General features: G+C 59.0%; 20 protein-coding genes and 1 pseudogene. 15 read left to right on the top strand and 6 right to left on the bottom strand.

Going from position 1 to position 25,793, the window contains the following annotated elements; all coding sequences use genetic code 11:
• The first annotated feature begins 12 nt into the window (after nucleotides 1-12).
• Nucleotides 13-672, top strand: coding sequence for an endonuclease/exonuclease/phosphatase family protein (locus FKM97_RS00720; RefSeq protein ID WP_143957224.1), 660 nt, complete (start codon nucleotides 13-15; stop codon nucleotides 670-672).
• An 8-nt stretch (nucleotides 673-680) separates the two neighbouring features.
• On the opposite strand, the gene FKM97_RS00725 is transcribed toward FKM97_RS00720, so the two are convergent.
• From FKM97_RS00725 to FKM97_RS00735, 3 genes are all read right to left on the bottom strand, one after another.
• Nucleotides 681-2,468, bottom strand: coding sequence for a chloride channel protein (locus FKM97_RS00725; RefSeq protein WP_143957225.1), 1,788 nt, complete (start codon nucleotides 2,466-2,468; stop codon nucleotides 681-683).
• 187 nt (nucleotides 2,469-2,655) lie between these two features.
• Nucleotides 2,656-3,180, bottom strand: a complete 525-nt coding sequence (locus tag FKM97_RS00730; protein WP_143957226.1) for a hypothetical protein — start codon at nucleotides 3,178-3,180, stop codon at nucleotides 2,656-2,658.
• A gap of 89 nt (nucleotides 3,181-3,269) precedes the next feature.
• On the bottom strand, nucleotides 3,270-5,417 hold the full coding sequence (locus tag FKM97_RS00735) for an oxidoreductase (RefSeq protein WP_205014640.1): 2,148 nt from the start codon (nucleotides 5,415-5,417) through the stop codon (nucleotides 3,270-3,272).
• A gap of 160 nt (nucleotides 5,418-5,577) precedes the next feature.
• On the opposite strand from FKM97_RS00735, the gene FKM97_RS00740 reads away from it, so the two are divergent.
• The 6 genes and pseudogenes from FKM97_RS00740 (at nucleotide 5,578) to FKM97_RS00765 (ending at nucleotide 10,839) form a co-directional block, all read left to right on the top strand.
• Nucleotides 5,578-6,210, top strand: coding sequence for a TetR/AcrR family transcriptional regulator (locus FKM97_RS00740; protein WP_143957227.1), 633 nt, complete (start codon nucleotides 5,578-5,580; stop codon nucleotides 6,208-6,210).
• A gap of 65 nt (nucleotides 6,211-6,275) precedes the next feature.
• On the top strand, nucleotides 6,276-7,826 hold the full coding sequence (locus FKM97_RS00745; protein WP_143957228.1) for a trimethylamine methyltransferase family protein: 1,551 nt from the start codon (nucleotides 6,276-6,278) through the stop codon (nucleotides 7,824-7,826).
• 124 nt (nucleotides 7,827-7,950) lie between these two features.
• Nucleotides 7,951-9,129 carry a multidrug effflux MFS transporter gene (locus tag FKM97_RS00750; protein ID WP_246104884.1) on the top strand — a complete coding sequence of 393 codons (1,179 nt, stop codon included), beginning with the start codon at nucleotides 7,951-7,953 and terminating at the stop codon, nucleotides 9,127-9,129.
• Nucleotides 9,130-9,132: 3 nt separating this feature from the next.
• Nucleotides 9,133-9,917: pseudogene (locus FKM97_RS00755) on the top strand (enoyl-CoA hydratase-related protein).
• A 14-nt stretch (nucleotides 9,918-9,931) separates the two neighbouring features.
• Complete coding sequence (locus FKM97_RS00760) at nucleotides 9,932-10,579, top strand: CAP domain-containing protein (RefSeq protein WP_143957230.1); 648 nt, start codon at nucleotides 9,932-9,934, stop codon at nucleotides 10,577-10,579.
• A gap of 44 nt (nucleotides 10,580-10,623) precedes the next feature.
• Nucleotides 10,624-10,839 carry a dodecin gene (locus FKM97_RS00765; protein ID WP_143957231.1) on the top strand — a complete coding sequence of 72 codons (216 nt, stop codon included), beginning with the start codon at nucleotides 10,624-10,626 and terminating at the stop codon, nucleotides 10,837-10,839.
• Nucleotides 10,840-10,875: 36 nt separating this feature from the next.
• Here FKM97_RS00765 and FKM97_RS26620 read toward each other — a convergent pair whose 3' ends face one another.
• Complete coding sequence (locus tag FKM97_RS26620) at nucleotides 10,876-11,601, bottom strand: BA14K family protein (protein ID WP_246104885.1); 726 nt, start codon at nucleotides 11,599-11,601, stop codon at nucleotides 10,876-10,878.
• 99 nt (nucleotides 11,602-11,700) lie between these two features.
• A complete protein-coding gene (locus FKM97_RS00775; RefSeq protein WP_143957232.1) occupies nucleotides 11,701-12,405 on the bottom strand; it encodes an EF-hand domain-containing protein in 705 nt (234 codons plus the stop codon).
• 189 nt (nucleotides 12,406-12,594) lie between these two features.
• On the opposite strand from FKM97_RS00775, the gene FKM97_RS00780 reads away from it, so the two are divergent.
• From FKM97_RS00780 to FKM97_RS00815, 8 genes are all read left to right on the top strand, one after another.
• The gene (locus tag FKM97_RS00780; protein WP_143957841.1) at nucleotides 12,595-13,317 is read left to right on the top strand and encodes a response regulator; all 723 of its coding nucleotides are present in this window, start codon (nucleotides 12,595-12,597) and stop codon (nucleotides 13,315-13,317) included.
• Complete coding sequence (locus FKM97_RS00785; protein WP_143957233.1) at nucleotides 13,314-14,714, top strand: ATP-binding protein; 1,401 nt, start codon at nucleotides 13,314-13,316, stop codon at nucleotides 14,712-14,714. Before FKM97_RS00780 ends, FKM97_RS00785 begins: the two co-directional genes overlap by 4 nt.
• Before the next feature lie 23 nt (nucleotides 14,715-14,737).
• Nucleotides 14,738-15,859 carry an efflux RND transporter periplasmic adaptor subunit gene (locus tag FKM97_RS00790; RefSeq protein WP_143957234.1) on the top strand — a complete coding sequence of 374 codons (1,122 nt, stop codon included), beginning with the start codon at nucleotides 14,738-14,740 and terminating at the stop codon, nucleotides 15,857-15,859.
• A complete protein-coding gene (locus tag FKM97_RS00795) occupies nucleotides 15,856-18,939 on the top strand; it encodes an efflux RND transporter permease subunit (protein ID WP_143957235.1) in 3,084 nt (1,027 codons plus the stop codon). The genes FKM97_RS00790 and FKM97_RS00795 overlap by 4 nt, the downstream gene beginning before the upstream one ends.
• 138 nt (nucleotides 18,940-19,077) lie before the next feature.
• Entirely contained in the window at nucleotides 19,078-20,619 is a 1,542-nt protein-coding gene (locus FKM97_RS00800) for a CYTH and CHAD domain-containing protein (RefSeq protein WP_143957236.1), read from the top strand.
• On the top strand, nucleotides 20,616-21,248 hold the full coding sequence (locus tag FKM97_RS00805) for a ParA family protein (protein ID WP_143957237.1): 633 nt from the start codon (nucleotides 20,616-20,618) through the stop codon (nucleotides 21,246-21,248). The genes FKM97_RS00800 and FKM97_RS00805 overlap by 4 nt, the downstream gene beginning before the upstream one ends.
• A gap of 150 nt (nucleotides 21,249-21,398) precedes the next feature.
• A complete protein-coding gene (gene lepA / locus FKM97_RS00810) occupies nucleotides 21,399-23,207 on the top strand; it encodes a translation elongation factor 4 (RefSeq protein WP_143957238.1) in 1,809 nt (602 codons plus the stop codon).
• A gap of 136 nt (nucleotides 23,208-23,343) precedes the next feature.
• Nucleotides 23,344-24,735 (top strand): DcaP family trimeric outer membrane transporter, encoded by a 1,392-nt coding sequence (locus FKM97_RS00815; protein WP_143957239.1) that lies wholly within the window; start codon nucleotides 23,344-23,346, stop codon nucleotides 24,733-24,735.
• 68 nt (nucleotides 24,736-24,803) lie between these two features.
• On the opposite strand, the gene FKM97_RS00820 is transcribed toward FKM97_RS00815, so the two are convergent.
• Complete coding sequence (locus tag FKM97_RS00820; protein ID WP_143957240.1) at nucleotides 24,804-25,616, bottom strand: outer membrane protein; 813 nt, start codon at nucleotides 25,614-25,616, stop codon at nucleotides 24,804-24,806.
• Nucleotides 25,617-25,793 lie beyond the last annotated feature (177 nt).

The raw sequence follows: 25,793 nt of genomic DNA on the forward strand, positions 1-25,793 counted from the left end.
ATAGCACGCATAATGACGTGGAACATCCATGGCGCGGTGGGTTTTGACCGGCGCTACGATCTTGATCGCATCATCGAGCTGATCCAGCGGCACGACCCAGATATCGTGGCTTTACAAGAGGTTGACGGCCGTCGGCGGGGTCGGAACAATGTCCCGCATGTTCTCTTGCAAGAAGCGCTCGGCAATCATGCCGCCGAAGCCCGGACCATCACCGCACCCGACGGCCACTACGGGCATGTGCTGATTAGCCGATGGCCCATGCAAGACATTGAATGTCATGACATTTCCGTCGGCAAGCGTGAACCGAGATGCGCTCTGTCTGTCCGGGTGCAGACGCCGGGGAAGCCGATTCACGTGGTCGCGGTCCATTTGGGATTGAGAACGTCCGAGCGGCGTTCTCAAGCGCAGCGTCTCGCCGAGATTGTAGGGACGGGAACCGAGACCACGGTTGCCTTGGGAGACTTTAATGACTTCCGCGGGATCGTCAGGCGCACCCTTTCGCCCCTCCTTCCCACCTTTACGAAGACAAGAACTTTCCCCTCGATCTACCCTATAATGCCGCTCGATCGCATTTATGTTAGGCCAGAAAGTGCCATGAGCAAGTATTTTACCGATACTTCGGCGTGGTACGCATCAGATCACCTTCCCCTTATCGCAGACATTCTGTACTAGGATCAGGATCATCTATCCCCAGCCAGGTCCTTTCTGGCCTTTTCCAGTTCTTCCGTATATCTGCGCAGAGTATGTGCTTCCGTGAGCAATCCGACGACCTTCCGGGTTGCGTTGCCGTCGATCACCGCGAGCGCTTCACTCTCGCTTTCGTCGAATTTCTGCGCAGCCTCTTTTATGTTCATCCAAGGCAGAAGAGCCAGGTCTTTATACCTTAGAAGTTCTTGGATCGTCTTCTTGTCGTCTTGCAGGGTTGGGCTATGAACGTCCGCGACCAATACAATGCCGACATAGCGTTCCTGGTCATCGACGACGATGACCCTCTGGGTTGATCCAAGGGAGAATTCCTGCCGGAATTGGCGGATGCTGATGGCATCGTGAATGGTCCGCACATCATGCCGCATGAGACGTCGCACGGTCAGATCGAACATCCAGCCGACGTCATGGGCGCTTCTTATGGCCTCGCCGCGAAGATGAAATCGCCAGGTGGCAAAAGAATATCCAAATGTTTTTCTCACTGCGACGGATGTAACCACTGCCGTACAAAGAACCGCGATGGTCAAAGGCAGGTCGTTGGTGGTCTCCAAGGCCAGGAATGCCATCGTTAGAGGCGCGCCGATGATGGCCACCGCGAGCCCGGTCATGCCGACGATCGCGGCGATCTGCGGGTCAGGCGCCAGCGCCGGATCGATCAAGGCGACGATCGCCACATAAGCCTTGCCCACGATCGCGCCCAGGAACAGCGACGCGAAAAACAACCCCCCGCGAAATCCGGAGCCCAGGGAAATGGCTGATGCGGCGGCCTTGAGGACGAGGAGAATGAGCAGCGCCCGCAATGTGGGCATGGAATCGTCGAGGACGAGTGAGAGTGCTCCGTGCCCAGATGACAGAATTCGGGGAGTGATGAGGGCGAGCATCCCGATGGCCAGACCGCCGACCGCCGGCCGGAGCCAGACAGGGATCTTGCTGAGCTTGAAGAGATCTTCGACTGCGGTCACTCCGCGCATGATCGCGATGCCCACACCTGCCGTGATGAGTCCGAGCAGCAGCAGGGTTGTAACCGCGGATTGTCCGAGCCCGATTGGCGAAGTGACGCTGATCGTATGGGCCGGCTCCACCAGGAGCGAGTTGACGACCACGCCGGTAATGGCGGCAAGCCCTATGGGGGCGAGGGCCGCAATCGTGTAGGTCCCCAGAATGAGTTCGAAGGCATAGAAGGCCCCCGCCAAAGGGGCGGCGAAAGCCGCGCCGATCGCACCTGCCGCCCCGCACCCGACCAGCAATCGCAGATCACTGCGCCGTAACCTGAACGCCTCTCCAATGGCAGAGCCGGTGCCTGAGCCGACCTGCGTATATCCCGCTTCCATGCCCACGGATGCGCCGAAGCCGTTCGAAATCATGGTTTGAAGGGCGATGTAGAAGCTGTCGATCAGAGACATCTTGCCGCCATGCAGGGCATTGGCTTCGATGGGATCGACCGGCGTGTTGCTGCGGTATCGACGGTAGGCCCAGGTGACAGCCATGAGCAGCAACCCACCCACTGCAGGCACCACCACGAACCACTTGTTGGGCAGGCTGTCGACACCGCTGAGATGTTCCGTCGCGCTGATGCCGAACAGAACTTGATGGAGGAATTGGGCGACCGCGGTCATCGCCGCGACGAGAACGCCTGACAGAGCCCCGATGATGCACGCAAGCAGGACCAGCCAGATTTCGCTGCGGCGGACGAGAGCGCGTAACGCCGTGGGAACCAGGACCAGACGATCCTGTACCGGCAAGCTCTGGTTTTCGGTGACCATGACCTGGGCGGCTTTGATGATGCCTTGAGCGGGCCAGAAGGAATGGCCTTATGTCACCAATCAAAGCCTATGTCAGTTGCTGATTGCTTAAATAGCAAAGGATAGGCGGCGAAATCTCAGGATTGTGATGCATCAGTGTGCGGGGACGCGATCGGGCAATCCCTGTGGGGAGCGCGTGCGCCAGCGCCTATCGCTCACGTCGCAGTTGTTCCACGGCCTCTTCTAAGGTATCGAAGCGTCTCCAGCCAGTAATGGTCTGAACATCCACGACCCCATTGTCATATTCGATGAAATGGCGTCCTTCGACCTCGCCTTCCTGCACGACCTGCGCGAACCCCGCCGCCGAGTCGGGCTCATCCGGCCTCGTTTCATCGACATGCACGGGCTGGAGTGGTGCACTCGGTTGGACGGCTGCGGGCGCTTTCACCACCGGCGCATGGGTCACGGCTCCCGCCGGCACGTCATGATCAAGCTCGGAGAACAATCGTGAAATGCGGGATGTGGCGAGTGCGATCGCCCCGAGGGTGATGAGCAGGTATCCCAGCAGAATGAGTTGCTGGACCAGGGCCACCCGCCCCACATCGATGCTGGGCGTACTTGGCATGTACGACAATGCTGCTGATGCCTGGCCTTCGAGGCCGTAGCCGGTCAAAAGGACGCCCCATCCCCCGAGGCTGACCAGCGCACCAATGGCAAGCAATGCGATTCCCATCTCTAACTCTCTCCTTGTGACGGCTCATCCTTAAGCCGATGTCCCCTTCGCCACAAGAGACCGTAACATTTCAGAACATGTCGCGACCACTATGCAATTGCTTCCAGCGCAGGACCTGATGCGTTCGGGCCGAACCTTTCGCTCGAATGCGGTATTTTGAAGTCGCCGTATTCGGATTCGGACGTGATCGGATGATCCTGCCTGTAGAGCCCATCGCTATCCGTATCGAGTTCCTCCGCATATTTGTGACCGAAAAAGACAGCATGCGCGATGGCGCCCGGCGCATACGCATCTCCGACTCTGTCGACCGATACGATACCCGCCTGTTCAAATCCGTTTCTCGACTGCATCAGCTCGTGGAAGAGCTGATCCCTGGAACGCCGCATTCCGACGATGACCAGGGATCTGCACGCAATATCGCGGCCTTCGCCTGTAAAGACATTGGCGAGCTCCAGCTTGGCGCCGTCGAAGCTCGATACGGTGGAAAGCGTAATGATGGCTACGCTTCTCCTCGCAAGCGCCTGATGAACTCTGGGCAATTCGTTGGACATGATTGTCCAGGCTGAAGCATGCCCCGACGGAGTGACATAGGATGTCTCAAGGCCTCTGATGGCCAGCAGCTCTGCGACGCAACTACCCATGTAATAATTATCAAAATCGAAAACGACGACGGGGCCCTCGATGTCTGCTCCTGCTGCAACGTCGTCCGGAGTGTAGATGCGAGGGCTATCCAACGGGGAACAAGGAAGCTCCATGGAGGAGAACAGCTCCGTCGTCCATGTGCTGCCCGTGGCCACGACGACCCTCTCGAAGCCTCCGCCCAGGATGTCGCCTGCGCTGAGATGGCTTCCCGCATAGAGGGAGACATTGGGCATTTGCCGCAGACGTCCCAGCCGAAAATCGACGACTCTGCCCCACTCCGATAGGCCCGGCAGCTTTCGTTCGAACAGGAGCCGGCCGCCAAGTTCATCTCGGCTGTCTGCGACGGTCACCTCGTAGCCTCTGCGACCAAGGGATAGTGCGCATTCGAGCCCCGCGGGACCACCACCAACGATCAGGACGCGCGATTGTGAGCCTTGCGGCCGCATGCGCTCTGGATGCCAATTGCGGCGCCACTCCTCGCCCGCTGTCGGATTTTGCGTGCAACGCACGGGAACGCCATCATGCCAGCTCGCGATGCAGATGTTGCACCCTATGCATTCGCGGATCTCATCCTCTCGGCCTTCTGCGATTTTACGGGGAAGGAAGGGGTCCGCGATCGATGGCCGTGCTGCGCCGATGAGATCGAGCACTCCTCTTCGGATCTGCGACACCATGGTGTCTGGTGACGTGAACCGACCCACGCCCACGACCGGCTTATCGGTGATTGTCTTCACGAAACTGATGATGGCCTCATGGCTTCCCTCTGGAGTAAACCGGGAAGCACCGCAATCGGTGGGACTTGAGTCCATCTTCACGTCCCAAAGGTCGGGCAGATCCTTCAATTCGGCAACGACCTCATGAGCCTCACTTTCTAGGTAAGATCCTGGTATTGCACGCAATTCCTCCAGGCTGATCCGGATGGCGACTGCACAGTGATCGCCCACTGCTTCCTTGGTCGCCTCGATCAACTGCCGCACCAGCCGCACGCGGTTGTGCACGGATCCCCCATATTCGTCCGTCCGCTGATTGTACTGGGGAAGGAGAAATTCATGCGGCAGGTAACCCATCCCTGCATAGACATAGATGATGTCGAAGCCCGCACTTTTGGCTCGTCTCGCGCCATCCGCTTGCCACCGAATGAGATCCTTGATGTCCTGCTGATCCATCACTTTGGGACGAAGATTCGACATGAATCCGGGGTGCGTGGGAAGCCAAGCGGTCCCGGAAGGCGACAGAGGCGCAAGTCGGCTTGTCCGATTCATCGTCGCCGCGCCTCCATGCCACAGTTCCACTCCGGCCAGTGCACCATGCCGATGCACGGCTTCCGTCATGAGTGCGTTGGAGCGTATGTCGTTGTTATCCCAAAGCCTTCCATAGGGAAGAGGACTGTCGTCGGAGGATTGATGAATGGCGCAGGTGCCTGTGCAGACGACGCCCCATCCACCTTCGGCTTTCATTTCACGAAATCCTGCTCTGACTCGCGGCAGGGCGTTGGTCATGCCGCTGGCGTGCGGCACCTGGTAAAATCGATTGGGAGCGGTTACCGGTCCGATTTGGACGGGCTCAAACAGAACGGCATATTGTGCATCCATCATTTCGCCCCGTTTTCCGACGCTCAGCAGTCTAACATGCCCCGGAGAGACGATAATAACTTTAATTGGTCAATCGTACAATTACCGCTGAGAACAGGAGATACCACGGGGCGACCCACAGGGGAATTTGAGATTCCGGAACCAATTTTGACGAGGACGAACGATGGCCGGAGAACAGAAGCTGCCGAGGCAGCGGCGATTGAATCATGCGGATCGACGGCAGCAACTCACGGAAGCCGCCATACGATGCATGGCCAAGAACGGCCCTTCCGGCACGAGCGTCAGGCAGATTTGCCGTGAAGCCGGCGTCTCCCCCGGTCTACTGAACTATTTCTTTCCGAGTTTTAAAGAGATTTTTCTGAGCTGCTACTTGCACATTACGAGCAAATTTGAATCGGAGCTTTTGGCCTCTAACAGTAGCGAATTTAATGATCCCGAGTCGGAATTACATTTTATATTGAATAACTACCTTTCCCCGGAATGGGTTAATTCGAATATTATTTCTGCATACATCACCTTATGGGCGTTCTCTCAAAATGAGCCGGAATTAAAGAAGGCGATGACCGAATCTCACCAACGCCAGATCGTCATACTATCTGAGCCTCTCAGAAAACTTGCGCGGGCTCGATCTCTTTCTTCGAATATCGAAGTCATCACTGAGAGTTTAATCATATTTCTCAATGGGATTTGGCTGGAGATGGGATTGAATCCCTCCAACTTGCCTCCCGAAAAAGCGCGTAAAATGCTCGACCTCTGGATCCGAGATCATTTCGATCAGAGACCTATAGCGCACTAGCGCCCATTGACGCCGCGCGACCTCACGTTATTGTACGTTCGTTCAATTGAACTGAGGTGGAAGCCATGACTCGCAGGGGCAAACGTTCTCAGGGGGTGGGAACAGCGTCGAGAATCGCGGGTACGATCCGCCAGGCACCGTTCCGGCAGGTCCAGTTCAACTATCCACCTATGGAAATACTGAGCAAAGATCATATCGCTCACATCCACGATGCATCTTTACGAATATTAGAAAACATCGGAATGCGAATACTTGAACCGCGTGCCCGTGAATATTTTCGCAAGGCGGGGGCATCGGTAGACGAACAATCTTTCATGGTGAAGCTCGATCGCCATTTGGTCCTTGAGAAACTGCGGCTCGCTCCATCGGAATTTCTTTTGGAAGCAAGGAACCCGTCCCGCAATGTCCATGTCGGAGGAATAAATACCTTTTTTTCAGCCGTCGGCGGTCCCGCATTCGTTCAGGACCTGGATCGAGGTCGCCGCGCCGGGACCTATGCTGAAGTCTGTGACTTTCTTAAGGTAATTCAAAGCCTTAACATTCTCCACCAAGAAGGAGGAAGTCCGTTCGAAGCTATGGATGTCCATGAGGATATCCGCCACCTTGATCTGCATCTGGCCCAGATAACCCTTCTTGATAAAAATTGGCAGCCTTGGGGTCTCGGCAGAATTCGCGCCAAAGACGGCCTCGAGATGATCGCGATTACATTAGGTATAGATCGCGAGTATCTCACCAATCATGTTGTTTTTACTTGCATCATCAACACCAACTCTCCCCTCACCCTGGACATACCGATGGCCGAGGGCCTCATCGAAATGGCGAGGCACGGGCAGGCTGTCGTGATCACGCCATTTACCCTGGCTGGAGCGATGTCTCCAATAACGATCACTGGTTCACTGGCGCAACAAAACGCAGAAGCCCTCGCCTGCATAACGCTGGCTCAATGTGTTCGGCCAGGCGCCCCAGTGGTTTACGGGGCTTTCACGACCAACGTCGACATGAGGACTGGATCCCCAGCCTTCGGCACGCCTGAATACACGCAGGCAGCCCAAATCTCTGGTCAACTTGCACGTTTCTACAACCTCCCCTTCAGGTCCTCGAATGTAACAGCGTCTAATGAGGTGGACGCTCAAGCAGCCTATGAGAGCCAGATGTCTCTCTGGGGCGCCGTCATGGGCCATGCTCACATGGTGAATCACGCTGCCGGTTGGCTTGGCGGAGGTCTCACGGCCTCGTTTGAAAAACTGATACTCGACGCAGAAATGCTCCAGATGATGGCAGCCTATCTCACCCCTCCCGTCATGGACGAAGAAAGCCTGGGGCTGAATGCGATCCAGGAAGTCGGCCCTGGCGGCCACTTCTTTGGCACTGAGCATACGCTCCAGCGTTATGAGGACGCCTTCTACTCCTCGATGATCTCGGACGGCGACAATTACGAGAACTGGCGTGACAAAGGCAGTCTGACAGCCACCCAACAAGCAAATCGGATTTGGAAGCAACTTCTCCACGAATATGAAAAACCCCCTCTCGATGCTGCGGTGGAGGAGGCGTTGCAAGACTATGTCCGGAGAAGAAAGGCCGAAATAAAGAGCGGTATTGACACCCCCTCAGCCTAGTTGGAGGGCATGCTTTACAGAACCAATGTTCTTTGGAGACACCTGCTTTCAAACTTGTTAGGACTGCCGCTCCCTCCAGAACGTAGATTCCTCGCAAATGAAGCTAAATCCCGGGACTCCGGCAATGACAGCGCTTCTTGCCATTCTGACGGCAATGGGCCCTCTCTCAACGGATATGTATTTGCCGTCCTTGCCGAGCATCACCCATTCGTTGAACACAGATGCTGCCTCGGTCCAACTCACTCTCAGTGTCTTCCTCGTTGGATTTGCTGTCGGACAAATCATTTACGGGCCCCTCTCCGACCGATTTGGCCGCCGGCCTATCCTATTAATAGGACTAAGCCTTTTCGGGATTGCGTCCGCCGGATGCATGCTTGCGAATACAATAGAGATTTTGATACTCGCCCGCTTCGGTCAGGCTGTGTCCGCATGCGCCGCTATTGTCATCGCCCGTGCAATAGTCCGGGATCTCTATCGTGCGGAGCAAGCAGGCAGGGTCTTGAGCCTGATGGGAGCGATCATGGGGATTGTTCCCGCCCTGGCGCCATTGTTGGGTGGCGTATTGGAGCCCTTATTCGGCTGGCGCTCCGTTTTCGGAGCAATCTCAATACTCGCCTCACTCGTTCTGCTGATCGTGGCTCTTTTTCTCCCCGAAACGTTGACGCACTCAAATCGTCAACCCGCGACGATTAAAGGAATGCTGAGCTCCTTTGGCGTCCTTCTGAATAACTTTCAGTTTCGTCGCTTCGTTGGGATGGTTTGCCTGTGTTACGGCGGACTTTTTGCATTCATCTCCGGATCATCTTTTATTCTCCAGGAGCACTATGGCCTCGACGAAATTCATTTTAGCTTCTCATTTTCTACCGCGGTCTTGGGGTATATTAGTGGAAGTCTTTTCGGCGCTCGATTTGGCACCAGGATCGGATTGAACCGGATGGTCTCAATTGGGGCCTGCATGTTGGCAGTCGGCGGCCTGACAATGATCATCCTCGTGCGCCTGCAGCCCCCAGCCGTTTGGCACGTCCTGATACCCATAACGATCTATATGTGCGGTGTCGGCCTCACATTACCACAATGTATGGCGGGTGCGATTACGCCCTTTCCTGAACGAGCAGGTGCAGCTTCGTCGCTGATGGGATTCCTTCAGATGTCTTTTGGCGCGTTGGTGGGCGTGTTGGTAGGACGTACGGTGCATCTGGGTCCTATGCCGCTGGCGATGACAATTGCAGCGGTTGGCTTATGCTGTTTTGGCATATCCTTGATGGGCAGGAGCTCGCCCCATCGACGCCACGAGGTGAGATAAACCATGCAGGAACAAGGACCTATACGAAGTCTGCGGCGCGGGCGGGTGCTTGAGGTGACGCTTGATCGGCCCAAGGCGAATGCCATTGACGCAGCAACCAGCCGCTTGATGGGCGAAACATTTGCCGCCTTCCGCGACGACCCCGAACTCAGGGTCGCCATCGTGACCGGCGCCGGAGAGAAATTCTTTAGTGCTGGCTGGGACTTAAAGGCCGTCGCCGAATCCGGCCATGCAGATTTCAACTTCGGCGTAGGAGGGTTTGCAGGCCTCCAGGAACTCCCGAATTTGAACAAGCCTGTCATCGCGGCGGTGAACGGAATCGCGGTCGGAGGAGGCTTCGAACTGGCTCTGGCAGCCGATTTGATCATTGCAGCCGATCATGCGCGCTTCGCTCTTCCCGAAATCAATGCGGGCACTTTGGCGGATGCGGCAACAATAAAATTACAACGTCGCATTCCGTATCATATTGCGATGGATTTGCTGCTCACAGGCCGCTGGATGGACACGGCTGAAGCAAAGCAATGGGGCCTGCTGAAGGACATTGTCCCAGCCTCCGAATGAACAGGGCCAGGGAGTTAGCGGATCTCCTGGCGGAGGGGCCACCGCTTGTCTTCGCCGCCATCAAAGAGACCATGCGCGAGACCGGTCATTTACCTACGCAACAGGTTTTTGATATGCTCAATGGGAAAAAACTCCCTAGTGTCAAGGCCTTATACGAGAGCGAAGACATGATGGAAGGAGCTCGGGCCTTCAGTGAAAAGCGAAAGCCGAGCTGGCAGGGGCGATAAATGAGACATCAAAAATGGATACGTTCTCACGCGACTACGTGTCATTTCCGATCGGCGGTGGAAAGCTCCAGAATTTCAGCATGTTGAGAAGATTGATACGGATCTTCGTGATCATCGGCCTGTGCCTGTTTCCTTCTTTTCAGCCCGCGTTTTCGGCGCCGGGCTATCGAGCCTACGCGGAAGGCCTGGTGAAAAATCCACCGACGGGAGCCTCCTTCCGACCCGAGCTGGAAGTCTACTTGGCAGACCTCCTGAACAGCTACCGCAAGTCGCAGGGCCGCAAGTCTCTCAACTACAGCAAGCAGGCAAACGTCGCCGCCCGCGCCCAGGCGCTGGACATGCTCAAAGGAAACTTCGTCGGTCATGAATCGGCGAGCGGCTATCGGTTCAATCAGCGCGTGGCCGCATTCGTGGGCGATACCCACAGCGTAGGGGAGAATGCTGCACGTGACAGGTTGCCAGGATCTGTCGACAACGCGAAGGCCAAGCGGCTCTTCCAGCAGTGGATCGACAGCACCGGCCACCGGCGGAACATGCTCTCGAACTCATATGCTGAAGTGAGCATCGGGGCGGTGCAGTTCGGCAATCATCTTTATGCCGTGCAGATCTTCTGGAAAAAGCAGGAAACACAAGACGGGTTATCTGCGTTTCGCACATGGTAGCGCCGTCAACCTGACGGCTTACAAACAAAAAGACGGAGATCCTCGTGAGCGACCATGTCTACAAAATCATCGAACTCGTCGGTTCGGCCCCGGACACGATTGAAGCCGCCATCAGCAATGCGATCTCCCAGGCTGGTGACAGCGTGAAGCATCTGCGCTGGTTTGTTGTCACCGAAACCCGCGGCCATGTCGAGAACGGCAAGGTCGCTCATTACCAAGTGACACTGAAACTCGGCTTTTCGATCGAGGCGACAATCTGAGAAAGCAAAGGCCCGGCATCTCGCCGGGCCTTTTTTCTAGCGGCAGAATTTCTGCTCACCCGCATAGGACGTATAATAGCCCGTCTCGGCGTTGAAGCTTTTGAACTTGTCGTAGCAATAGCTGTACCATGGCTTCGTCCAGGGTGCCGGCGTCCCACCTGAAGTGGCCCCTGAAGCTGAACCAGCATAGGCGACCTGGGCGGACTGCTGCTGCCGTCGCGGCTGCACGGGCGGCGGCGGCGGCGAATAGGCCGAAGCCGCACCCTGCTCGACATCCTCGCCGTAGCCTTGCGGCGCATAGGCTTCCGCATCCGACCCGTCATCATAGGACAGGCCATCTTCGGGATCGGCATAGACGACATCCGGACCATATGCCGGGTCACCATAAACCGGCGCGCCGTAGCCCGGCGGGCCGTAGGCCGGCGCCGGATAACCGGGCGCCATGTAGACAACGGGCGGACCATAGCCATAGGGATAGGCGTTCGCCGTGGCTGCAAGCCCCGCGGCCAAACCCACAGCCCCCAGCGCGACGGCTGCGCCGCCAGGACCACGTCGGTAACCACGGTGCCAACGCCGATCCGCATAATGGCCACGCTTCCAATACCGTCCCCCCGCCAGATGAACATCGCTTTGTGTCGCAACGCTCACCGAGGCGGAGCCAAGGGCAGGAGTTGCCAAACCTCCCGCCTGCGCCATCCCTCCAGAAGCCATGCCAACGCCGAGGGTGGTGGCGATTGCCGTAGCCTTGATCAAATTGAACATGGACATGGTCCTTGGTTGATGATGACGCCGCGATTTCATCGATGACAGGAAATCGCGGCGGGTTTTAGGCTGATATGCAAAGACTTACAGCCGGCTCTCTCAGTCCTCTGATCCACCTGTATCGTCGTCGGAATCACCAGACGTTTGGTCGCTGTCCCTTGGCGAGGCCCGATCATCATTCGGGGAGGCGCGATCGTTCATTTTTGCCGGTCCCGACTCGCAGCGGTCATTTCCCCGCGTTCCGGCACGACCTCCGCGACGATCCATTCGCTCGATGACACCATCCTTGTTCCGATCCAGGCGCTTGGCCATATCGGTGGCGAACTTGTTGTATTCCTCGATCGTCACCAACGCATCGCCGTCTCGATCGTAGCGCTGGAAGGAGCGAACCATCCGCTCACGCATCCGGTCGAGCCACAGAGCCTCGTATTCCGCGAGATCCAGCTTTCCGTCCACATTCTTGTCGAACTTCTTCATCTCGTCGGTCCGGATGGTAATCATTTCCTCGACCTTGATGCGACCATCATCATCGGTGTCGTAGCGCTCCATGATCATCTTGACGAAGCCACCAGGATGCGGCCCACCATGATGCGGCCCGCGATGACCACGGTCACCTCGTGGCCCGGAGTCGCCATGACGGAACCGGTCCCATTTCCGCTGCTCCCACCGCTTGCCCTCTTCCCAGCGCTTGCCCCAGCGCTCTCCTCCGCAATTTTCATCAGCCTGCGCTGTGGTGACCAAGGCTGATGCGCCAAGCGCAATCAGTGCAACACAACTGGTCAGTAATTTTGAACGCCGGGTCATGATAGATCCTCGTCTCGATTGTTGATGAGCCGGTTCTAGCAGTCATTTGTCGCAGATTTTCGCCGGTTGACCGCGATATTGTCTCAAGCTGTGTCATCCCTGGAGACTGACATACTTCGATACATTTTTGCACGAGCACTGGCCGATGCCCCGGGACATATAGGAGAGGTGAACGAAATGCTGGCCCAGATGGAACCTTCTCCGCACATTCTTGTGGTCGACGACCATCGCGATATCCGCGATGCCGTCAGCAAGTATCTTGCGCGCAACGGTTTGCGAGTGACCCCCGCCGACGGAGGGGCGGAGATGCGTGCCGTGTTGAAGACGGGGGCCGTGGATCTCGTTGTCCTCGATGTCATGATGCCTGGTGAGGATGGACTTTCGCTTTGCCGCTTTCTACGCGAGACGAGCGAGATCCCCGTGATCATGCTCACGGCGATGGCCGAAGATACGGATCGTGTTGTCGGACTCGAACTTGGAGCCGACGATTACGTGACAAAGCCGTTCAATCCGCGCGAGTTGCTCGCAAGGATCCGCGCTGTTCTCCGTCGCTCGCATTCCGGAGCGCGGCCCCGTGATCGCATCGATCCGCGTCGCACCCGATTCAATCAGTGGATTCTCGACTCGGCACGCCAGGAGATTCTGCAGGACGGTGGCGCCGCCATTGCCCTCAGCACCGCTGAGTTTCGCTTGCTCCAAACCTTTATCCAGCGTCCTCACGTGGTTCTTTCCCGAGACCAGCTTCTCGACTTGACCGCTGGCCGGGCTGCGCAAGTCTTCGACCGCAGTATCGACAACCAAGTGAGCCGACTCCGTCGCAAGATCGAAGAAGATCCAAAGAACCCTTCCATCATCAAGACGGTCTGGGGCGGAGGCTATGTTTTCGCAGCTGACGTCGAGGAACTGCCATGAGCCGCTGGCTTCCGAAGAGCATAGCCGGGCAGCTCATGTCGCTTTTGTTCGCGGCTCTCATTCTGTCTCAGGGATTGACCGTGGTCATGTTTTTCGGCGAGCGCGACGACGCCGTTCGGGAAGCCTGGCGCGAAGAGTTCTTCGCTCGGGTCGCTTCAGTGGCGAACCTGATCGACCAGACACCGGCCGCGGCCGAACGTGTCACCTCTGCAGTGAGCTCACGTTGGCAGACCTACCGCATCTCGAACACCCCTTCACCGGATACCCAGCCGCTGGATGCTGGGGATCGAGACCTTGTGCAGCGGCTTGGCGTCTATGTCGGCGGTGAGAGGGTCTCTGCCATTCGCATCCGATCTCGCGACGACGAACGGGAGACCCCAGCGTTCCTCCGATGGCTGGACGCGGCAGGCGGGGCCATCCTCGGGCGGTCAGGCAACGATGATTCTGATAAGGAACCGGTCCTGCAGATCGACGTGCCGCTCAACGACGGCCGTTGGTTGAATGTTCAGTTGCCGATGCGCGGCAGGCCGGTGGCATGGGCGCTGCTGCCCGTCGCATCATCAGCCATCATGGCCGCAGCGATCTTGCTGATCATCGCTCTCATCGTCCGCAGCATCACCCGTCCACTGCGCAACTTGGTTTCCGCGGCGGACAGTTTTGGGCGCGGTGAACCCATTTACGAACTTGAAGTCTCCGGACCCGACGAAATTCAACGACTTACAACAGCCTTCAACGAGATGAGCGCGCGCCTCACCCGCTTCATCGACGACCGCACCCGCATGCTGGCCGCCATCAGCCACGACCTGAGAACTCCGATCACAGCATTGCGCGTCCGCGCTGAGTTCGTCGAGGACGATGACACTCGCACACGGATGATCGAGACGCTCGATGACATGAAGCGCATGACGGAATCGACGCTGTCCTTCGCCCGTGACGAGTCCGTCGACGAGCCGGGGCGGCTCGTCGACGTGTCCGCGCTGGTCGAAAGCGTCGTGGACGACATGGCAGACCTGGGCAAGGCGGTCGACTTCGAGAGTACGGCTCCAGTTCCATTCACTTGTCGTTCCGCCAACCTGAAGCGGGCGCTGACAAATCTCATCGAGAACGCCCTGCGTTACGGCGGCAATGCGCATGTCAGCGTGGATGCGACGCCGGAGATCGTCACGATCACCGTCGATGACGACGGCCCTGGCATTCCTGAGGACAAGATGACCGAGGTCTTCGAGCCATTCATACGCCTGGAGAGTTCCCGCAGCCGAGACACCGGCGGCGCTGGGCTTGGGCTCGCCATTGCACGATCCATCGTCCTCGCGCATGGCGGAACCATTACCTTGGAAAATCGTCTGAAGGGTGGACTGCGGGCGATCATGGCGCTGCCGCGTCGGGCTTTGGGCTGAATTTTTGATCGAGGATACGACCTATGAGTAAGCTTTCCATGGCCTTGATCATCGCTCTGAGCCTCGGCGCCGGAGTCGGTTTGGGCGTGGGCGGCAAGTCGTTCGGCATCCCTGGCCTCGAGACCCTTGGGGTGACTGCTCCCAAACGCGAGGCCCGCGCTCCCGCTCGCCGCCCCAACGTCCCGGTGCAGGTCACCAAGATCGAAACCTCGACCTTCTCAGACGCCATCGAGGCCATCGGCTCGCTGCGGGCGAGGCAGTCCGTCAACATCGTCCCGGAGGTTGCGGGCAGGGTTGAGGAGATCCTGTTCCGTTCGGGTCAGAAAGTGCAGGCGGGGGACCTTTTGTTGCGCCTTGACGATCGCAATCAGCGCACGGCCGTCGAGGAGGCTAAGGCGGCCCTGTCCGAGGCCCTCCATGCCTATGAGCGCACCCAGAGCTTGATGAAGAACAGGGTTGCTACTCAGGCCACGCTCGAACAGACGCAGGCGGCCTATCTGAGGGCCCAGGCGGCGGTGGACCGGGCGGAACATGCTCTCGCCGACCGGCGGATCACCGCACCGTTCGATGGTGTGATCGGCCTCAACCAGACCGATATTGGTGCCTGGATCGACACGACCACCGTGCTGACCACCCTCGACGATCTGTCGGGAGTTGAGGTCGAGTTCTCCGTCCCGGAAAAGATGCTCCCCCGCGTCAGCGTCGGTCAGGTGATGACCGCGACGAGCGACGCTTATCCGGGCCGCAGCTTCGAGGGGACGGTGAAGGAAATCGACACGCGCATCAATCCATCCTCGCGCGCCTTCGCCATGAGGGCGGTCATTCCCAATCCAGATCTCGCCCTGAAGCAAGGCATGTTCGTGAATATTCGCCTGGTGCTCGATCAACGCACCGCATCCGCCTTGCCCGAGGAAGCCGTGCTGACGGCAGGCCGCGAGACATATGTCTTCACCCTGAATGACGGAAAGGCGGTCCGGAAGGCGGTGCAGCTCGGCGCCCGTCACGGCGGGCTTGTCGAAGTCGTGGAAGGGCTGCAGCCCGGCCAATCCGTGATCAGCAGCGGCACCCAGACCCTGACGGATGGGGTGAGCGTCGAGGTCATGAACAAGAATGTCGCCGAAGTCCGTACGAGGGCGGGGTCGTGAACATCTCGGAGCTTTTCATAAGGCGGCCCGTCTTTGCCATCGTCCTCAGCCTCATTATCGTGCTGTTCGGCACGGCGACGCTGCTGACCCTGCCCGTGCGGGAACTTCCCGACGTCGACACGGCCATTGTGACGGTGACGACGGAGTATACCGGCGCAGCCCCCGAAGTGACGGATACCCAGATCACCACGGTGGTCGAAGGCGCGATCTCCGGGATCTCCGGCATCCGGAGTATCACGTCGAGCTCGAGCCGCGGGCGGGCCCGCACCGTGCTGGAATTCGACACGTCTCGAAACATCGACGATGCCGCCAACGATGTCCGCGCCGCGGTCGCCCGTGTGGTCAACGACCTGCCCGTGGACGCCGACGAGCCGCGCATCACGAAGAGCGACAGCGACGATAGTCCGGTCATGCGTCTGAGCTTGACCAGCAGCCAGATGGATGCCGCCGATCTGACCGATTATGCCGACCGTTTCATCACCGATCGCCTCGCAGCGGTGGATGGCGTGTCGGACGTGGAGATCATGGGTGAGCGCACCTACGCGATCCGGCTCTGGCTCGACCGCCGTGCCATGGCCGCGCGCGAGGTGACGGTGCCGGAGATCGTGACGGCGCTCCAAACGAACAACGTCGAATTGCCCGCCGGCGAGATCGTCTCCACCACCCGCCGCTTCCAGGTGCGCACCGACACGCGCCTGTCCACGCCGGAGGAATTCGGCAATGTGGTGATCAAGACGAGCCAGGGCTATCCCATCCGCATGCGTGACGTCGCCACCGTCGAGCGCGGCGTCGAGGATGACGACACCATCGTCCGCAGCCTGGGCCAGACCGCCGTCACCCTCGGCGTTCTTCGCCAGTCCCAGGCGAACACGGTGAGCATCTCGACGGCCATCCGCGCCGAACTCGACGCCATGGCGCCGACCTTGCCGGAGGGCATGAAGATCGATGTCGGCAGCGACGACGCCGTCTTCATCCAGGCCTCCATCCACGAGGTCATGGTCGCCCTCACCATCGCCGTCCTCCTGGTGGTGGCGGTGATCTACGCCTTCCTCGCCTCTTTCCGCGCGACCCTCGTGCCCACCCTCACGATCCCGATCTCGCTGCTTGGCGCCTGCTGGGGCATCGCGCTCTTCGGTTACTCCATCAACATCCTGACCCTCTTTGCCCTCGTGCTGGCTATCGGCATCGTCGTCGACGACGCGATCGTCGTGCTCGAGAACATCCGCCGGCGCATGGAGGAGGGCGAAAGCCGCCTCGTCGCCAGCATCCGCGGCGCCAAACAGGTGACCTTCGCGGTTGTCGCGACCTCCCTGACCCTGGTCGCCGTCTTCATTCCGATTTCCCTCCTGAGCGGCACCGTGGGCCGCCTCTTCTCGGAATTCGGCATCGTCCTGTCTGTGGCCGTCGGCGTGTCCATGGTCGTGGCTTTGTCCCTGTGCCCGATGCTGTGCGCGAACATATTGCCCCAGGCGAACCAGCATGGCCGGCTGGAGCGCTATGTTGACCATGTGACCGAGAAGGTGAACCGGGCCTATGGCGCCAGCCTGCGATGGGCGTTGCGCATGCCGGCGGTGATCATCGGAGTGAGCCTGCTCATCGCAGCCTCCTCCGCCTATCTGTACACCCAGTTGCCGAAGGAGCTGACGGCACCGGAAGATCGCGGCGTCTTCTTCATCATGATCACGGCTCCCCAGGGGTCGAGCAAGGAGTATACGGACGCGGCGACGAAGAGGGTGGAGGCGATCGTCCAGCCCCTGGTCGACAGCGGTGAGGCAACGGCGGTCTCCACTTCCGTGGGCCGCAACAATGATCCGAGCACCGCCTTCGTGGTCGTCCGCCTGGCGGATTGGAGCGAGCGCGACCGGAGCCAACAGCAGATAACCCGCTCCCTGATCCCCGAATTGCGCAAGATCACCGATGTCCGCGCGTTCCCCATATCGCCGGCCGGACTGGGCATTCGCGGGTCCAGCAACCCGTTGCAGGTGGTTATCGGCGGCCCGGACTTCGAGAGCGTCAAGGAATGGGCGAACACCATGCTCGAGCGCGCCCGAACGAATCCGGGCCTTGAGAATGTTCAAATCAACTACGAAGAGAACCAGCCCGAGTTCGGCCTCTCCATCGACCGGGAGCGCGCTCGTGACCTCGGCATCGATATCGGTTTGATCTCCCAGACCCTCCAGGCTCTTTTCGCCTCCCAGGAGGTGACCCGCTATATCGACCGTGGGCGGGAGTACCCCGTGATCGTCCAGGCCAATGACGAGGATCGCACAAATCCCACCGACCTGACCGGCGCCTTCATCCGGACTGGCTCGGGCGCTCTCGTTCCGTTGAGCGGTTTCGTCACCCTGAACGAGACGGCCGCCTCCCCGAGCCTCGGACGCTATGACCGGCTGCCGTCGATCACCCTCTCCGCGTCCCTGGCCGACGGCTACGATTTGGGCCAGGCGATCACGTCGTTGCAGCAGACGGCAGAGGAGGTGCTGCCGGTCACCGCGAGGCTGAGCTTCTCAGGACAGTCCAAGGAATATCTGGAGACGTCTAGCGGAGCAAACCTGACGTTTCTGCTGGCGATCCTGATTGTCTATCTCGTGCTCGCAGCCCAGTTCGAGAGCTTCATCCACCCCATTACCATCCTGCTCTCGGTTCCTCTTGCGGTCACCGGAGCATTCCTGACCATCTGGCTCACCGGAGGATCGCTCAATGTCTACAGCCAAGTGGGATTGGTCCTGCTGGTAGGCCTGATGGCGAAGAACGGAATCCTCATCGTGGAATTCGCGAATCAGCTTCGGGACGAAGGAAAATCTGTCCGCGAGGCCGTCATGGAAGCCTCGGTCGTGCGCCTGCGGCCAATCCTCATGACCGTCATTGCCACCGTTCTCGGCGCCGTCCCGCTCGCCGTCGCAACAGGAGCCGGCGCCGAAAGCCGCATCGCGATCGGCACCGTGATTGTCGGAGGGTTTGGCTTGGCATCCGCCCTGACGCTCTTCCTGACGCCGGTTCTCTACGATCTCCTTGCGCGCCTCACGCGACCCCGCGCTCACGTGACGACGCGCCTCGAAGCGGAACTGCAGGGCGGATGAACATCCAGCGGTCGTTGTTATCCAATTGTCATAATAAGGACCGATGCTGATCGGCTGTTGCCCCGAGCTTCGCTTCTGATACGCTCCGCCAGCCTCCAAGCTGGAACGTTTCCGTTTCGGCGCCTAAAGGTCGTGAGCTTGAGTACGGAAACTGAGATCAAACTGGCGGTTCACCCCGAAGGGATGGCAGCGGTCGAGAAGCTGTTCGCCAAGGATTCTCCGATACTCGTCGAATCCACCTATTTCGACACCCCGGATTTTGCTTTTCGTGCCAAAGGCATTCAAATGCGCGTCCGGCGCGACGGTGACCAACTGCTCCAGACCGTAAAATTGGCGGGGGAGGATGGGAACTCCGCGCTGAGCCGGGCGGAGCATGAAGTCGAAATCGACGACGCGAAACCGAACCTCACTCATCTGTCCCTCGTGCTTCCTGACGGCATCGCCAGCAAGCTGGATCTGACCACTCTACAGCCGATCTTTACGACGAAGTTCATGCGGCGGCGCCATCGCGGGGGGACGGATGGCGCGGCTGAGTTTGCCTATGACCAAGGTGAGATTCTCGGCCGCGACGGCGCGACCCCGATTTCCGAGGTCGAGATCGAACTGAAGACTGCGGATGTCGCCGCCTATGTTCGTGCCTGCCTTGAGTTCCTGGAGCAGGTCCCTGCAGGCTTCATCGACAGCGGCAAGGCCGCCCGCGGTTACCGGCTGGCGACGGCCGAAGCACCACAAGCCTATTATTCGTCAAAGCTCGCTCTCGCTTCCGACATGCCGTTGCCGAGTGCCATTCGCTTGATGCTGCATCACAATTTTTCGCACTTCCTTCAAAATATCTCGGCCGTTCGGGCAGGCGTGCCTGAGGGCATCCATCAGATCAGGGTAGGTTTGCGCCGCTTCCGCTCGACCGTTTCCGCCTTCAAGCCGGTTTTGCGCACGCGCGAGGCCGACGCCGAGCTTGCCGCAGTGAAGGCGTTTTTCAACCTAACGGGCGCTGTGCGCGAAACGGATGTTTTCCTCGCAGAGACCCTGCCGCTCCTCGTCGAAACGGGGATGAAGCCACGTTTGGCGGAGGAGGTTACCAAAGCTGCTCACCGGTATCGCCAGTCCGCCTTGGACAAAGTCATATCGGCTCTGGACAGCACTGAAATGGCGCGGATGATCATTAGCCTGTATGGGTGGATCGAGGCCGGCAAGTGGATGAAGCGGACGACACCCTTGGATGCGCTCCTGGAGAACCGTCCGGTTCATGCATTTGCAGCGCCGCGCCTTCGCAAGCTCCATAAGAAGCTCCTGAAGATGGGCCGGGCCGCGCGGGGTTCGGTTCACGTGGCGGACTGGCATAAGGCTCGCATCTCGGCGAAGAAACTGCGCTACACTGCAGAGCCGCTTCTCACGACCTTGAACTTGGACGAAGCCGAGGTGGAGCAGTACCGGGACAATATCAGCGCCATTCAGGGTGAACTCGGGCGCCTGAACGATCTGAGTGTAGCGGAGGACTTCCTGAAGCGGTTGATCGAAGAGGCCCCTTCAAAAAAGCGCAAGCACCTAAAGGCCGCGCTGGACATTCTTCACCAATGGCATTTGACAGCCGAGGATGGTTTCATCGTGGAAGCTGCCAAAGCGTTTCGCAGCTTCGAACGTGAGGGCTTTCCCGTTCGTAACGGATCCCACGCCAAATGACTTTTTCCATCGCCGTCATGAACATCAAGGGCGGATGCGGCAAGACCACAATCGCCACCCACCTCGCTGCTGCCTACGCAGTGTCAGGGTTGGTGACAGCCTTGGCGGATTATGATCGGCAGAAGAGTTCCATGATTTTTAGTGAGTTGCGGCCGGAGAGCGCTGCATCCATCGATGTCATCGACTGGCGCGACGACTTTGGTGAGGTGTCCAAGAAGGTACAGCGTCTTGTCATCGACTGCCCGGCATCCCTGAAGAGCGAGAAGGTCCGGGAGGTCATCCGGGAGGCGGATGCGATCGTCGTTCCGTTGCAACCGTCAATCTATGACGAACGGGCGACTTTGAGCTTCTTGGATGAGATCGAGCAGGTCAAAAAGGTCAAAAGCGGAAAAAAGCAGACGCTGCTGGTGGCAAACCGATTTCGCGCGTCGACCCAGCAGGCAAAGCGCTTGGAGCGGATGATGATCGGCAATGGCTATATGATCGCCGCCCGCATTCCCGACCGGAGCGTCTATCCCCGCCTGGCCGAGCAGGGTTTGACTGTGTTTGACGTGAATACGAAAACCGCCCTGGCGGAGCAGGAACACTGGCTGCCGCTTCTCAAGGCGCTTGAATCATTCGCCGGATGACTGAAACCTCTGATCCTTGGCTTAAATCCAAGGCCCTCAGTCAGGTTTTCCGTAAACGGATTGAAATAATGGTCCCCCGAGGCCGGTGTGACTGCCTCCGCGGCCTCACGGCGCTTGACCGGCCCCCGTGGAGTGTTATCTAGCCCATCCATGACCGATCTCGCCCATATCCGTAACTTTGCCATTATCGCCCACATCGATCACGGCAAGTCGACGCTTGCCGACCGGCTTATCCAGTTTTGCGGCGGCCTGACCGATCGTGAGATGGCGGGACGTGAGCAGGTGCTCGACTCGATGGATATCGAGAAAGAGCGCGGCATCACCATCAAGGCCCAGACCGTCCGCCTCGATTACACCACGAAAAATGGCGAGCACTATGTTCTGAACCTGATCGATACCCCAGGTCATGTGGACTTCGCCTATGAGGTCAACAGGTCTCTGGCGGCCTGCGAGGGCTCTCTCCTCGTCGTCGATGCGAGCCAGGGTGTCGAGGCTCAGACCCTGGCCAATGTTTATCAGGCGCTCGAGGTGAACCACGAGATCGTCCCGATTCTCAACAAGATCGATCTTCCCGCCGCTGAGCCGGACAGGATCCGTCAACAAATCGAGGATGTGATCGGAATCGACGCGTCCGAGGCTGTCGAGATCTCCGCGAAGACTGGACTGGGGATCCCCGATGTGCTCGAAGCAATCGTCAAGCGCCTGCCAGCACCGAAGGGCGACTTGGCGGCCCCTCTGAAGGCCTTGCTCGTCGACAGCTGGTACGATCCCTATCTGGGCGTCGTGGTTCTGGTGCGCATCCTGGACGGTGAGTTGAAGAAGGGCCAGCGCATCCGCTTGATGAAGACCGGCGGCTCCTATTTGGTGGAGCGCGTCGGTTTCTTCCGGCCGAAGCAGGAGATCGTGGACAAGCTGGGTCCTGGCGAGCTCGGCTTTTTTACAGCAGCGATCAAGCAGGTGGCCGACACCCGCGTGGGTGACACCGTGACCGATGAGAAGCGGCAGACGGAGCACCCGGTGAAGGGCTTCCGTCCTGCGCAGCCCGTCGTCTTCTGCGGCTTCTTTCCAGTCGACTCTTCCGATTTCGAGAATTTGCGCGACGCCATGGGCAAGCTGGCGCTGAACGACGCTTCCTTCTCCTACGAGATGGAAACGTCAGCGGCGTTGGGCTTCGGCTTCCGCTGCGGCTTTCTCGGCCTGTTGCACCTGGAGATCATCCAGGAAAGGATCGAGCGCGAATTCGACATCGAGATGATCACCACCGCGCCGTCGGTGGTCTATCACATGCATATGACCGACGGCACGGTGATCGATCTGCACAACCCGGCGGACATGCCGGACGTGATGAAGATCGCCAAGATCGAAGAACCTTGGATCGAAGCGACGATCCTGGTTCCCGACGAACATCTCGGCGCCGTGCTTAAGCTCTGCGAGGATCGTCGTGGCCGCCAGAAGCAGCTGACATATGCAGGCGCTCGCGCCATGCTGGTCTACGAGTTGCCGCTGAACGAGGTCGTGTTCGATTTCTATGACCGCCTCAAATCCGTGAGTCGCGGCTATGCCAGCTTCGATTATCATATCCAGGGCTACGAAGAGGGCCAGTTGGTCAAGATGTCGATCCTGGTGAACGCCGAGCCGGTCGACGCCCTGTCCATGGTTGTGCATCGCGGGCGCGCCGAGCAGCGTGGCCGGGTCATGTGTGAAAAGCTGAAGGAGCTGATCCCCCAGCATCTGTTCAAGATCCCGATCCAGGCCGCCATCGGCGGCAAGGTGGTGGCCCGCGAGACGATCTCTGCGCTCCGCAAGGATGTGACCGCCAAGTGCTATGGCGGCGACATAACCCGCAAGCGGAAGCTGCTCGACAAGCAGAAAGCGGGCAAGAAGCGGATGCGGCAGTTTGGCAAGGTTGATATTCCGCAGGAAGCCTTCATCGCCGCGCTGAAGATGGACGCGAACTAGCTCTCCCTCCGTGTGACTTTCGGACAACAAAGCTCTGTCGTCGCTCGCTGACTACGAGCGGCTGTTGTCACGCTCCGATAAACGTAATACGTGCAGTTTGATTTTATGCACCTATTAGTTTTTGGAGTTTGTTTGTATGTGTCGCGTCGATTTCAAGCGGCTTCTTTTGGCCGGTGTCCCCCTGGCGATCTCTCTGGCTTCTGCCCAGGCGGATGAGCTCTCGTCGCTGAAGGCGGAGCTCGACCAGCTCCAGAACCGAATTCAGCACCTTGCTTCGCCGTCCCCGCAACCCCGCGATCCCGACGCCGCGATGGTCACGGTCCTTCGCGGACCTGGGCGATCGTCAGAATGGAAGACGAACCGAGCCGGCGAGCCGGCACCTGAGACGGGCGGCTTCACATTGGCCCTCACTCCAGCCGGAGATCGGCCAGCCCCCACCCACGAAGTCACCATATCCGGATACGTGAAGGGCGATGTCATCTATGACTTCGATCAGGATCTGGGTGACTTTTTCAGCTACACCCGAATCGCCTCTGTCAAGAACTCCACCCACACCCGCCTGCACGCCCGACAAAGCCGCTTCAATATCAAGTCGGGATCGGACACGCGCATCGGTCAGATCAGGACGCTGATCGAGGGCGACTTCATGGCGGGCGGATCCGAGGGCCCAGCCGAGTTTCGACTGCGTCATGCCTGGGGCGAATGGGATCTGACGCCGCATTTCACGCTGGGGGCCGGCCGCTACTGGCAGAACTTCATGTCCCCCTTCACCGGCATCACGACCGTCGATTTCAACGGCGATGTCGGTCTGATCGGCCGGACGCGCAACGACCAGGTGCGGTTCACATGGAGGGATGGCCCGGCTCTGGCCGCGATGTCGCTGGAGAACCCCACGGCCGAAAGGGGCGATCTGATATCGGCTGGAGCCAAGGCGGGCACCAAGGCGCCCGGCACGTCGGACAACCTGCCGGATCTCAATGTCCGCATGCAGTATGACATCCCCGGCGGTCACCAGCTGGTGGTCTCCGGGCTGCTCCGCAATTATCACGCCGAGTCGAATGGAGGTCGCGGCGGCGACGATGCCCTCGGATGGGGCGTGCAGGGGGCGGCAAACATCCAGCTGACCGAGTTTGCCTTGCTCTCGGCCGGCGCCATGTATGGAAGGGGCCTGGGGAGCTACCTGCTTGGCCCATCCTTCGGTGCCTATGTGAAGGACGGGAACATCGAATTGGTCGAGCAACTCGGCCTTTTCGCCGGCATCACTGTCAATGTGACGGATGCCACCTCGATCAATCTCGGCTGGGGCTATTCTGATCAGAACGACAAGGAAATCGCGGCCTCACGTGTCGAGAACGCGAATGTCGACGTCATGTCGGCTCATGCCAACATTATCTGGCAGCCCGTGGAGCAGCTGCGGCTCGGCGCCGAAGTGATGTGGGGTCGGCGGGAATTTACCACCGACAATCGGGGGACGGATCTGACCCGCGACGCCTGGCGCGGGCAGCTCGGCGCCTGGTTCTTCTTCTGAGCGTTAGACACACGAAAAAACGCGGCGCCCGAAGGCGCCGCGTTCCTCAGAGATCCCTTGAGGAGATCTCAGTAGCCGCCGAACTTGAAGCTGATGCCGGCCTGGACGGTGTGGTAGTAGAGATCGTCCTTGGTCTGCGCCTTGTAGGCATAAGCGTCGCCATTGATGCCAACGCCGCCCTTGTCTTCGAGCTTCACATCAAGGACGCCCTTGAAGCGATAGCCGACGTCGAGGTCGACTGCATCCGACAGGGCCCACTTGAAGCCGGCGCCCGCCTGGAAGGCAAAGTTCGTGTCGCTGTCGTCGATGAGCGAATCGTTACCAACCTTCAGGTGCTGATTGACGAAGCCAACACCGACGCCGCCGCCGAGATACGGCTTGAAGGGCATGCCCATGTTGAAATCGTACCACATATTGGCCAGCACGAAGAGGACGTCAGTGTGGTCCTTGGCATTGGCCTTGAAGCCACCGTTGTTCTCGATGATGAAGTCGCTATCATCGATGTCGAGGAAGGCATTGCCCTTCAGCCTGTCGTTGTTGGCCTGCAAGTAGGACAGTTCAACTTCGCCGCGGAGGCCATTGCCCATCTCGTAACCGACGTTGCCGCCGACCAGCCAGCCGGTGTCGTACTCGGTCTTGCCGTTGAAGCCAGCCGCATCGAACGTGTCAGTGGCACTGTCGTAAAACGCTGCGCCGGCCTTGGTCTTCGTGCTGAGCGGGAAAGCGGCACCGCCGAACACGCCGACATACCAACCACCGACCGGAGCCGGAGCGATCACCACTTCTGGCGGCGGAGGCGTGTAAAGGTCAGCTGCCGAGGCGGCCTGAGCGCCCAGGATCATTGCAGTGGCCGCAACCCCTGCATACAAATAGTTACGCATAATGTCTTCCTCTCTCCCGAAGAACTTACTGACAGGACCCTATACCTACGAGCAGGGAATGTCGGCAGAAAATGTTCGTCTGAGCAGGGAAGCGCGAGGGAATCGATAGGCCTGTTGCAGATCGGCAACGAGATTTCCTACTTATAGGTGCAATTTCGCCGTATTCCCGTATCGATC

The sequence above is a fragment of the Rhodoligotrophos appendicifer genome (genome assembly GCF_007474605.1).
Classification (GTDB): domain Bacteria; phylum Pseudomonadota; class Alphaproteobacteria; order Rhizobiales; family Im1; genus Rhodoligotrophos; species Rhodoligotrophos appendicifer.